This is a genomic window from Candidatus Thermoplasmatota archaeon, assembly GCA_029907305.1.
Lineage (GTDB): Archaea > Thermoplasmatota > E2 > DHVEG-1 > DHVEG-1 > JARYMC01.
Genome location: JARYMC010000036.1, coordinates 1 through 13,099 on the forward strand (window position 1 = coordinate 1; position 13,099 = coordinate 13,099).

The following is a 13,099-nucleotide window of genomic DNA, read 5'->3' on the forward strand; positions in this document are numbered from 1 at the left end:
GTTGGGAGGTTCTTGGTGTATGGGTTACCAAAGGTCGCGCTTCTCTTGAAGCATACAGCTTCCTTAAATATGTTCTAAGTAAATGTACTAATCAACCAAAGATATTGGTTGATGGTGGTCCTTGGTATAAACCTGCTCTTGAACGTTTAAACGTTGAATGGGAACATATCACGTTTGGTCTTCGTAATCCTATAGAGCAATGGTTTTTCCTGTTGAAACATCGGATAAAACTCTTTTATAGAAACTGGCCTTATAATGCCACTGTTGATAGCACTCAACAGTGGATTGAATGCTTTGTTTCAATGTATCACATCACAAGGAGCTAAAGTTGACAAGCACCCTCCAAAGTCCAGAAATTATTTATTGGTCTTTTTGGTTCTTTTTCACCAATTTCAAAGGTTACAAAATCTAATGATTTATTTTCAGAAAGAGTTTTTATGTATTGAGTTAACCATCCAACAATTGGAACAATTTTAGGATCATACGTTTTATAATCGCCCCAACCTTTATCATTATGCGCTCTAATTTTATAGGATGCAAATGGGTTTAGGATATAAGATGTGTTGATTGTTGCCGTCCATCCATCAGCACCATAATTATCTGTTACTATCTGGTACCCAGGAGGCATAAATTCAAAAGTAAATTCAACTTTATCTACATTTGAACCGGAAATAAATGCCTTATAAGTATTCTCAAGCGCTAATCCCTGTAATAATAATCCTTTCCCATCTGATGCTTCACTTCCATCAGCATAGTATGTCTCTACATAGTTTATAACAGGAGGCCCTGGAGGAGCAGATTTAGTTGTGAAATGCCAAATTATTCCCTGTTTTTCTGCACCATTACTATCTCTTGCAACAATCTGCCAATAATACAGAGTATCGTAATAAAGAGTACCTGGATCATAATAGGTGTTCGGATGGTTCGAAACAACTAATGAAGGAGGAGTACTTGTTCCAAAATATATATCGTAACTTAATGAATCACCATCTGGGTCGTTACAAGCCCAAGAAAGATCAGCATTAATATCAACACCTGTCGCACCATCACTCGGTGATTTACAGCTAGGTGGATTTGGTGGATTAGTACTTATACCCCATGTTTGAAAATTAAAATCCCAATTACCTTCTTGTTGCCAATTCTCACCATTATTTTCTGAATGATATGCTACCCCTCGTGAATACGGATTTCCTGTTCCATATCTCCAAGACATAGATTTATCTGATCCGAGACTTGTTAACAAACTTATAACAATATAGTAGGTATTACCCGGGATCACTTCAAAAGGTTCAACGCACTCAAAAGTTACCCATTCGCCCGAAGTTGATAAATCATCAACTATACCAAAGCCACCAAGCCAATTTTCTCCATCTACAGAATCATTTCGAATTAATACTAGATAATATATTGACGTTGAGACAGAAGAAGATTTTTTTAAATATAAATATAGATACGTAAACAAGTTCATTGTTGGTTTAAAACCTTGGGCAACATATTGTGAAGTCCAATGTAACTCATAAAAACTATTTCCATTTTCACAAGATTGGTCTTTGCCATTTCCCGAGATACTCAACGGGATCATCTCCCCATTCGGATTTGTTAATATCCCAACAAAATCTAAATTATTTGATAAAACATTTAGACCTATAGCTGGTGCGTTTTCAATTTTTTCTTGTACGCTTTTTTGTTTCAATGTTTGTGTATTTACAGAGCTTCCTGAGATAATCAATAGCCCTACAAAACATATTGCCAAATTTTTTCTCTCATTTTTCATATCTCTCCCTATTTAAAAATTTTTTTATAAATTAAAATGCAAATAAATTTTATTATATATAAAAATTATGTTATTATTAAGCACTTTTTTACAAAATTTTGTTATAAATTATACTTTTAGTTTCATTTTAGTATAAAATCTGCAAGTTAATAATATATAAAATAACATAATCGGCAATAGTCGTAAAATAAATCGACAATATTAAATAACATTAATTGTACAATAATAATTATGGGTAAAGTAATAGATGATTATAAACTAAGCGAACTATCAGATATATGGATAAAAATCGAAAGAGAAGCAGGCAGATTAACAAAACCCAGGTTCAAAACAAGTTAAATTAAGTCCCTTCCCTCCAATTACTCATATATTCAATCTGCGACTTAGATAACCTATCAATATCAACGTCCATCGTCTTCAACTTAAGAAGAGCAATCTCCTCATCAATCTCCTTAGGAACAGGATAAACCTGTTTCCCCAATTTTTTTACATTCTCTTTTTTCGACAACCATAAAGCAGACAAAGCCTGGTTAGCAAAACTCATATCCATAACCTCACTAGGATGCCCCTCAGCAGCAGAAAGATTCACCAAACGCCCCTCAGCAAGCAGGTAAACAGTACGACCATCCCTTAAATGATACTCACGAACATTAGGCCTAATCTCAATAAAATCCCTAGAAATTTTATCAAGATACTTCACATCAACCTCATTATCAAAATGACCAGAGTTAGCAACAATAGCACCATTCTTAAGCAAATCAATAGCACGCGCGTCAATAACATGTTTATTACCAGTAACAGTAACAAAAACATCACCAATTCTAGCTGCTTTTCTAATAGGCATAACAGTAAAACCATCCATAACAGCCTCAAGCGCACGAACAGGATCAACCTCAGTAACAATCACATTAGCACCCATACCACGAGCACGCATACTAACACCCTTACCACACCAACCATAACCACAAACAACAAAAATTTTACCAGAAATCAAAACAGAAGTAGCACGCAAGATACCATCAATAGTAGACTGACCAGTACCGTAACGATTATCAAAAAAATGCTTAGTCATAGCATCATTAACCGCAATAATCGGATACCTCAATTCCTTTTTTTCAGCCATAACACGCTGACGATTAACACCAGTCGTCGTCTCCTCAGTCCCCGCAATAACATACACCAGATCCTCCTTTCTCTTCGTATGCAAACGAGTCACCAGGTCACTACCATCATCCATCGTTATATTCGGTTTATGATCCAAAACCCTATCCACACACCAATAATATTCATCCGTAGAAACACCACGCCACGCATAAACAAAAACACCCTCCTTAGCAAGAGCTGCTGCAACTGCATCATTCGTACTCAACGGATTCGAACCACACAACGCAACCTTTGCGCCACCAGCCTTCAAAGTTTTTACAAGCACCGCAGTCTCCTTAGTAACATGAAGACAACACCCAAGAGTCAAACCCTTCAAAGGCTTATCACGCTCAAAATCCTTCTTTATCCTCATCAAAACAGGCATATGATCCTCGGCCCAATGAATAAGATTCCTCCCCTCATCTGCTAAATTAAGGTTTTTTACAGCATAATTTTTTGTTTTCATCACCATAAAAACATACTCCTTATCTCAGTATCAATTTCGCATCAACAACACAAACACGGTTCTCATATACAAACACTGGATTTAAATCCATTTGGTCAACACGATCCATAAGCTCTTCACCAATCTTTGAAACCCTCAAAAGCAGATCAACAACCAACTGCTTGTCTGCCTTGATGCCCCTAAACCCCTCAAGAAGCTTTTTACCTTTAATCTCCTCAACCATCTGCACTGCATCATACCTATCGATAGGGACTACACGAAAACTTACATCCCTATAAAGCTCAGTAAAAATACCACCAACACCACACATAATACAAAGACCAAAAGTCGGGTCCTGAACAAGACCAATAATAATCTCAACACCCTTCTCCTCCATCTGATCCACAAGCAAATCCTCTTTAGGAAACTTCTTACGAAAATCTTTGAACACCTGTTTAAGCTCAGTCATATCTTTTATGTTAAGTCTCACGCCACCAACATCTGTTTTATGCAAAATCTTATTTGAACACACCTTAAGGGCAACAGGAAACCTCAAATTTATCTTACTAAGATCAGCTTCGTTTTTTACAACCACATACTTAGTCGTAGAAATACCATATGCCCGTAAAAGATCCTTAACCTCATTCTCAGCAAGAGGCCCACTTCTTTTAACCAGTTTTTCAACATCTTTTTTCATAATCAATCTTTCTTCCTATTGTCAATAACACGCTTAGCCTTTAAACCAGTCTCAGGAATACCATTTGGGGGTAAAACCCTCACCCTAGGCGTAAAAACAATAACAGTTTTTATCTCATTCTCCAGAATCTTTTCCAGATTCATAGCATCAACCTGACTTAACTGTTTCTTACTCTCAACCTCAACAGTCAAACCATCAACATTATCCTCAGTATACAGTATCATACGCCAGTTACTACCAACATCAGGATGCCTCATCAAAACCGACTCAATCTGACCAGGATAAATATTAGTGCCACGGATAATCACCATATCATCACTACGACCCTTAATAGTGGAATGCTTAACATGGGTTCTACCACACTCACATTCTTTCACATCAAAAAGCCTAGCTATATCCCTAGTCCTATATCTAAGAAGAGGCATACCCTCCTTAGTAAGAGTAGTAAGAACAAGCTCTCCTTCCTCTTCTACATCAACAGGCTCAAGAGTCTCCGGGTCAACGCACTCAACCAGAAAATGATCCTCCCAAAGATGCAAACCATCATGCTGATCACAATCAGCTGAAACACCAGGACCACACATCTCAGTCAGACCATAAATATCATGAACATCCATATCCCACGCTTCGCTTATACGCTTCTTCAAACCAGGAGTAAACATTTCAGCACCAAAAAGACCGTTCCTAACTTTCAATTTCCTGGGATCTATATTCATTTCACGAGCAACCTGACCAAGACGCAAAGCATAAGAGGCGACACCAGAAATAAAAGTAGTACCATAATACTCCATCAATTTTATTTGCCGCTCAGACTGACCCATACCAGATGGGATAACAAGAGCACCAACCTTCTGAGCACCATAATGAAAACCAAAAGCACCAGTAAAAGTACCATAAGGAATCGGATTCTGAAAAACATCCCTCCTAGTCAAACCAGCCATAGAAAGACAACGAGCCATAACCTCAGACCAAACATCAATATCATGAGGGGTATAACAAACAGTGACCGGTACACCAGTAGTACCAGATGATGCATGTAACTCAATACAGTTATCAAGAGACGTAGCCATCATACCAAAAGGAGCGTTATCTCTAAGATCGTTTTTAGTTGTAAATGGTAGTTTCTTTATATCTTCCAAAGTTTTTATTGCATCTGGATTTATTTTTAGTTCTTTGAATTTCTTCCGATAAAATGGTACGTTCTCATAAACATTATGTACTATTTTTTTCAAATGTTTGAGTTGCAGCTCCTTGATTTTTGAACGAGATAGCTTCTCAGTTTTAGGATTAAATATATGATCCATCGGTTTCCCTCTGAGCGAGAAAATACAATTACTCTTATAATAGTTTGGTGAAGTAAAAAATACTGTTTTAGAGTCAATTGTATAGAATTATTTATTTTTCTTCTCTATATTGGGCTAGGCTGTTTTTATAATCTTCCAAGATTCCGCATTAGATTGAGATTGAGTATCTGTTGCTGAGTGTTGCCCGTAAATTAGGTTTTTATGGAGAGAATCCATATCGTTTTTTTGCATACCTGAACGAGATGGATGTCTCTCGTTTTGTAATTATGCAACTACTTTTTTGTATATTTTTCTAGTCGTTGCTAGGTAGTTTTATGTTTAGGTACAAACTCAATGCTCTGAGCAACAGATTATTTTGAGATTGCTGAGTGTTTCGATAACTTTCTATCTGGTTCATTACAACATTTACTGATTTACCCTTTGTTACAATTACAGTAAATGGATCTGACCACTCGCTCTCCAAGCCATGTTCATCCTTTGCTTTTGCCCTAAGCTCATATGTCCCCTTGTACCATTTATGCGATGTCTCTGCTAATTTACCTGACTCATATGGGCCCAACCATCCACTTAGTACACCATCACCGAAGTCAAATAAATAGTATATTTTGTGTTCATTTGGGTCTGTTGTTGAACTGGAGCATGGATATACTTTTCCTGATGTAGCCTTTGATGGGCCTTTTACAGAAGGTTTAAGGGGTGGTTCATTCTCGACCGCGGATTTATATAGAAAACCAGTCACCTCAAGATAATAAAATTTAATTTCATGCTCATTGTAATCATTTGGCCAAAGATAGTTTTCTATAAATCCTCCACTTGCTGTTTCATCAGCTTCCAACAATCTTGGGTGTAAAATAATAACGGATCCGATTCTTTTACCATCAAAATAAACATAAGGTTGATGCGTGGTTTCAAGATAATCTCTGTTTCCAAAATTTTTAATTGTTGAATTAAAATTTACACTTTGCCCAGGTATGAATTTATCTGGTTCTATCCACATTTTCACATATCTTATATCTGTATAACCACCATTAACACTGAAATCATGAACTGCTATCTCACTTCTTTCGCCATTCTCATTCTCAGCAATAACAGCAACATCATAAGTCCCTCCAATACAAAAAGTATGATTAATGGCTATGACTTGATTTGATCCTTTAAGTGGCGTTTCATAATCCACATTAAAATCTTGGCCTGGGTATATCTTCCAGTCAAAAAGATACTTAATGTAAAGACCATTAGGATCTATTGCCTTTACATAGAATGTAGCAGTTTCACCGATATCTATAGAACTTGGTCCATAAAATTCAACAATAGTAGGCAGTGATCTACTCTGGCCAATACTATACCCGTAGATATTTAAGTTATTTTCTTCATTTATATCCCTAGTATTCATAATACCAGCAGCAGACGCTAAAGATAACATAAAAACTGCTACAAATATGAATACTGTACTGACACCAGCATGTTTTTTATGTTTCATTTTTTTCATAATTTTTCACCTCCTATTTATCACCCCTTCCACGCAGTGAAACTACGTGAATTTCTCCTCAAGGGAAATGCCTAACAGCATTTTACAAATAACTATCCAGGCGATTCATCCCTGATATAAAAGTCATAGATTTCTCGCCCGGAAAATCCTTAAAATAAAGAAATAAAATAACTTTTGCAACAAAGGAAAGCGCTCTGCGAGATTCATTAAACGCTCAAGAAGCAATGATCTAAATGAACTACGAGTTCTAGGTAAACTAACTGAAAAAGTACTCCAATCACTTTCTCCACCATAAACACTGTCTCTAGCTTTTGCTCGAATAGTATAAACCTTTTTCTTAGAATATACATGCTTTAGTTTTATAGTCTCTTCGTTTTTATATGGCCCAATCCATCCTGTGGTATCGCCGTCCCCCCAGTCAATAAAATATTCAATATCTTGTTTATCTGGATCAGATGAATAAAATGAATATTCAAGTATTTCACCAGGTTTTCCATTTTTTGGACCTTTAATAAGTGGTTTGGATGGAGGCGCACTCTTTATATTTATTTTTAGTGGTTCTGACCATTCGCTCTCCCGGTAATTGTTTCTAGCCTTAACCCTAACATTGTATTCTTTAACATTATTCCAATAGTGGCATACATTACAAACATCCCCTGAGTAATATGGTCCTAACCATTCGCTGTATGTGCCATCGCCCCAAGACCATTTAAAATAGATTTTACCATCAGTTGGATCAAATGTTTTTGTTTGAAAACAATATTCTTCATAAATGACTCCCTCTTTTGGACCTGAGGGTTCAGGTACATCTGGAGTAAGAAGCTGCCCTTTTCCAGCAATTCTAAGTTGACAATCATTTTGAGAATTAAGATCCTCTTTTTCTATGAATACCGCATAGACTTCTTCTCCGCTACCATTATAATCCCAACCTATTTGTCCAATTTTTTTATCAGAAATATGTAAAACTTGTCTAGCTTCCCAATCATTAGGACCAAATCTTCTTTTAAAGCAGATATTATTGCCATCGCTCCATCCAACTAATGGAAAAATCTCATCTCTTACACCTGAAGTACCACTGAACAGTGGAGCTGACGAAACTGTTCCGATCCCAGATTCAACTTCTTCTATTTCAGATCTAGCATTAATGTTGTCCATGTAGTAAATGGTTGCGTTTAGATTTTCAGAACTATCTACTTCTGTTACCCAAGATACAGATGGACCTGATTCACCGATATAACTTACTGAAGGATGCCCATTTCTTTCAGTAGACGTAATTTTAATGGTATTGTCATTCCTAGTATTATCAGTAAATGTTGTTACGTAGATATTTTGGTCATTTGCTGTGTTAAGATCTCCGTCTTCATCCACTGTATAAGCACATGCTGCTTCACCATTTTTAAAAGCCAAGCTTACTGGAGCGCTAATAACATTTTTGTTTGTTAAAATACGTGGGACAGACCAACCATTTCCAGCCCAGAATGATGTATATATCGCCTTGTCGTTAGTTGTTGCTGTAAAGATATTTGCATCATTATCACAGACCCAAACTACAACTGCCTTGTTTCCATTGGATTTTATCACTGGGAAAGAATCCATGAAACGATTTGTTGTAGCACCTATAAGTTGAGGTGTTGTCCATGTGCCGTCATGAAAATAGCAGTATCCGATTTCGCTTTCACTAAAGATTTGATTAAGGGTTTTTCCAGCTGCAGATTCTGTTAGGCAATTGAATACACATATTGCATCCCCATTATCCAAGAGCGTTACAGATGGGTTTGATTGAGCATAGTTGTCATCTGTGACTTGCAATCGTTGGTTCCATTTCTCATTGGTTTTATCCCAAGTTGAATACCATATTTCAAGACCATCTCCTTTAGCTCCCCCAGAACCACCTATACTAAGATCATCCTGAGTCCATACCATTATTCTATCGCCATTTGAGTTTGTACTAATAGATGGATTCGATGCTGGAAATGCATCATCAATAAGTACGCCTTCATCATTGTTAATCCATGTTGGAGTCCCGTAATTCCTTGGCATAAACTGATAACCTCCTGAGGTAGAAGCCCCACGGGTACTAGGCCAACTATAACTATACCACTCCCAGTCCCAATATCCAAGATATATGATTTCCGCATAAGCTCCGAAAGATATTGTTATAATAAATGAGTTATATACGCTACCACTTTCATCTTCCGGTGTTATAAAAGACCATGTACCATCTATTCCACCGTAAAGTCCGGCATTAATGATACCAGTAAAACCAATACCACCACGTGCGTTTCCACCAGCACTTAAAGAACCAGTCATTTGATCAAAAACATGGTCATCAAATTCATCAGGAGAATTTAGATAAAATTTTAAATCGCCATCGAGATGCAAATCAGCTGCTGCAGAAATAGGTATAGGACCAGCAAATGACTGCAATCGTAGAATCGGGAATTGAAGATGACCATTTAAATAAAGCATTAAATTCCAATCAAGACTATTTACATCAAAATCACCTTGAGCACCACAGGAAAAACTACCACCAGCACCAAGAACATTATAAGCTTCTATATTGAGCTCAACACCACTAAACAAAATCATCTTATCGTTTTCAGGATTTGCTGGATAAAGTTCTATATCTATTTTCGTATCATTCCAATTAATACCAAAATTATATGTGCCACTAAAATCACCTATACTTATGTTACCTGGAACACTACCATCTAGATTTATAATATGTTGAATGTTAGATAATGGTACAGTTGCACTTAAACACGACCCGTCCCAATGTGAATATGTTCCATAAACAGATATTAAAAATTTTGCTAATGCTGGGACATCTTTAATTTCAACTGAAGCTGTATCTGAAGCAGTAGTTCCATTAGAAAATGTTACAGTTAAAGTTGCTGTATATATGTGTGGTAACGATCCAGTTGGGGAATAAGTATGCTTAGGGTTTTGTTCATTGGATGATGCACCATCACCAAAATTCCAATGCCAACTAATTGGTGTTCCTTGTGAACTATAACCAAAAAACTGTACATAATAATCCTTAAATCCATAATATGGGCCTCCTGCGCTTACGCCAATTACTTTTACTGTCTTGGGTTCAGACCATACACTTTTTTCGCCATAGCTGTCCATTGCCTGCGATCTGATTTCATAAGAACCGGCATTAGCCCATGAATGAGATAAGCTAGAAGGCATCCCAGAATTAACAAAAGATGTCCAATCACTAATTTCTCCGTCATCCCAATCAAATCTATATTTGACTTGATCACCATCCGGATCGGTTGCACTAGTAGTATATGTTCCTGAAGCACCAATAACCAGTTCCGCTGGACCTTGCGGCTTACTAGGTTGATTTGGAGGGTTGTTATCTGTTACATCCATTTTATTTATCTTAAAACCAAAAAAGGACCCAACCCATAAATACTCTCCATCCCATGCTAAATCGGTTGATGCATCTGCACCATCTGGTTTAGCAAATGAAAAAACTTCACTCCCGTCAAGATTTAATTTCCAAATTTTCTGAACTGCAGAATACTGGGATGTAAACCATAAATGCGAACCAGCATATGCCAATCCCTGATAAGAAGTTGTTGGAAAGGCTAAAATGTTAGAAGCAATAAAACTAGAAATATAACTTCCAGTTGTAGTAATTTTATGGATTCTATATCTGTATTGGTAATTTCCTAAATTTATTCTTTCAGAATACCATAAATGACCATCACCGTATGTTAACCCGCCAGTATAATTGACTTTGTTTGGATCTAGACTAAAATAATTCACCTGTGATCCCCAAAAAAAATATTTGTATATTTTTGTTTGTTCTGTTTCATAGTTTAATATGTATATATAAGGAGGAGCAGAAGCGAGACCCCTTATATCCCCCGGATGATTAAAATTAAAACTATAAGATACGTTTCCACTTTGATTAAAGAATATTATTTGTTGATAATCTTCACTATCTTCAGTGGGCCCACCAGCAACTATATAAGACCCATAATAAGTAAGTCCTCTTGCTAAAAATCCCTCTGGAACATTAAAACTAAACAGAATATCACCAGCGTCTGCACTAGCAGTATCACATACAATTATATTTAGTGTACCGCTAACTATTAACACACAAATAAAAACTCCTATTATTTTCTTCATAATTTACACCCCCACATACCTCCGCATACCTCCACTCAAAGTTGAATATTATAATATAATATCTTCTATATAGATTTTTAGTTTTTAATAAAAAAATAAAATGAAGAGTATTGAAATAACTACGAAAAAAAGAAAGAGATGTTTTAGCAGAGTCTTCGCATTAATTGCTGTAATAATTATAGAAAAATGTTCAATAAATCTTCATCTATCGAAAGAGTGTTTAGGGAGTCTTAAAATTCATTATAGATTTTGAATCCCTTAACAGTACCATGATATATCTCCTGCTTGTACTCACCAAACAATGTCCATGTGAGGACAATGTCAAATTTTCCAGAACCATACGGAAAATACATGTAAGTGAATGCATATGAACCATCAGATTTTTTACCTTTATATAATATAAGTGGACGACCACCTCTTAAAAAAAGACGTGGCCAGAGGTTGTTTCAAAATCAATAATCAATGATTTGAAACATTCCTCAAAACCAGTTACACCAAGAAGTACAAAACCTAAACCAAATCAGATAGTTGGGGTTAATTTTATCCAACCTTCGGCCGATAATGGTTGATCCAAAATAAAGTTTGAGGTAAAAACTTTTTTTACTTTAGGTTTTATTATTCAAGTTTTACTATAGTTTATTATGTCAAGGATATTTATTCCAACAACCATTTCCATAACGGGATATATACTATTTTGTTTCCACCGACCTCTTCTTCACGTTCAACATCTTCAGTTATAACCAATCCCTTTTTTAATTTAAACTCACCCATAGCTTTTAATAAACTTTTCAGCTCCCTTTCTTTTGTATTAATATCTTCAATATTAGAAGTAACTTGTATAACTTGCTTGACTTGTGTTCTTTCTTTTAAAACAAAGTCGACCTCTCTTTGTTGATAATCTTTCCAATAATAAACTTCCAGTTCTGGATGCATAGTCTGTTTTCTTTTTAATTCTGTTGCAACTATATTTTCCATGGTTCTCCCAAGGTTTTCTGCAAATCGAAAACCAATAGTATTTGATAGTCCATTGTCAATAGCATACACTTTTCTAGATGATTTTTCTTGTTCTTTAAAAGAATATGAAAACCGTTTTACAAAAAAAATCAAATTTGCTGTTTCCAGATAATCCGAGAAACGTTCGACTGTAGTAAGTGGCAATTTCAAAAATCTAGAAATCTTATTAAATGTTATCGGTGAAGCAATGTTAGTAAGATAGAATTTCGCAAGTGTTCTTATTTTTTCTCTCTCCCGTATATTAAACCTTTCTATAATATCCCTAGAGATAATTGTTTCAAAATAACCTAAAATAATTCTTTTCTTTTCAGATGATAGAACAATTTCTGGAAATCCACCTATTTCTAAATATTCACTCATTAATTTTTTAATCTCTGTTCTTTTTGAAACAATGTCGATTTCAGAATTTATCGGTATATTTTTAAAAAAAAGAAACTCCTTAAATGAAAGAGGATATAGGTTAAATAATATGTGTCTTCCGGTTAATAGTGTTGCAAGTTCTGCACTTAATAGTTTTGATGATGATCCTGATACTACGATTTTTGCTTCTTTTCTTTCATGAATACCTCTTACGAATCTTTCCCATTCATTGATATTTTGTATCTCATCTAAAAAAATGAAAGGTTTTTTTCCTGTGGGTTTTACTTTTTCAAGATAGCAATTGTACGTGTCTATCAGTGTATTAAGATTTCTTTCAGTAAAACGTTCATCTTCAAAATTTATTATTAGGGTATTTTTTCCACCTACTTCTTTAATGAGTTCTTTTGCCATCTGTCTCATAATTGTAGATTTGCCGCTTCGTCTTACCCCTGAAATACAAACTATTTGGTCGGTTTTTGTGAGTATTTTAAGAAGTTCTTTAAGGTAATATTCTCTTTTTATTCCTGTATCTATTTCTTTTGCCCAGAAATTCCAGTCTGATAATATTTCAAGTAGCTCTTCTTTCCTCATAATAACCCACATGTGGTTTAAATATTTAAAATTTTAGTTTATATAAAGTAAAAAAAGAGTAGACCTTTTGCATAATTATAAAACTGGAACAACTGTTCTCTTCTAGCCTCCCCCAACTAGCTATTTTTACTCTGAT

At 35.5% G+C, this 13,099-nt stretch carries 8 protein-coding genes; 1 reads left to right on the forward strand and 7 read right to left on the reverse strand.

Annotated elements, in window-relative coordinates:
* Positions 1 to 326 (forward strand): DDE-type integrase/transposase/recombinase (locus tag QHH19_03840; GenBank protein MDH7517455.1); only part of this gene is annotated, 326 nt, incomplete at its 5' end.
* On the opposite strand, the gene QHH19_03845 is transcribed toward QHH19_03840, so the two are convergent.
* From QHH19_03845 to QHH19_03875, 7 genes are all read right to left on the reverse strand, one after another.
* Positions 323 to 1,774 carry a hypothetical protein gene (locus QHH19_03845; GenBank protein ID MDH7517456.1) on the reverse strand — a complete coding sequence of 484 codons (1,452 nt, stop codon included), beginning with the start codon at positions 1,772 to 1,774 and terminating at the stop codon, positions 323 to 325. The two genes, QHH19_03840 and QHH19_03845, sit on opposite strands and share 4 nt — an antisense overlap.
* A 340-nt stretch (positions 1,775 to 2,114) precedes the next feature.
* The gene (locus tag QHH19_03850; protein MDH7517457.1) at positions 2,115 to 3,389 is read right to left on the reverse strand and encodes an adenosylhomocysteinase; all 1,275 of its coding nucleotides are present in this window, start codon (positions 3,387 to 3,389) and stop codon (positions 2,115 to 2,117) included.
* A gap of 13 nt (positions 3,390 to 3,402) precedes the next feature.
* Positions 3,403 to 4,059, reverse strand: a complete 657-nt coding sequence (locus QHH19_03855) for an acetate--CoA ligase family protein (protein MDH7517458.1) — start codon at positions 4,057 to 4,059, stop codon at positions 3,403 to 3,405.
* Positions 4,060 to 4,061: 2 nt separating this feature from the next.
* Positions 4,062 to 5,363, reverse strand: coding sequence for a phenylacetate--CoA ligase (locus tag QHH19_03860; protein MDH7517459.1), 1,302 nt, complete (start codon positions 5,361 to 5,363; stop codon positions 4,062 to 4,064).
* Positions 5,364 to 5,655: 292 nt separating this feature from the next.
* Positions 5,656 to 6,852 (reverse strand): hypothetical protein, encoded by a 1,197-nt coding sequence (locus tag QHH19_03865; GenBank protein MDH7517460.1) that lies wholly within the window; start codon positions 6,850 to 6,852, stop codon positions 5,656 to 5,658.
* A gap of 123 nt (positions 6,853 to 6,975) precedes the next feature.
* Positions 6,976 to 10,998: a PKD domain-containing protein gene (locus QHH19_03870; GenBank protein MDH7517461.1), complete on the reverse strand. Its 4,023-nt coding sequence runs from the start codon at positions 10,996 to 10,998 to the stop codon at positions 6,976 to 6,978.
* Between the two features lie 654 nt (positions 10,999 to 11,652).
* A complete protein-coding gene (locus tag QHH19_03875; protein ID MDH7517462.1) occupies positions 11,653 to 12,963 on the reverse strand; it encodes an ATP-binding protein in 1,311 nt (436 codons plus the stop codon).
* Between the last annotated feature and the right edge of the window lie 136 nt (positions 12,964 to 13,099).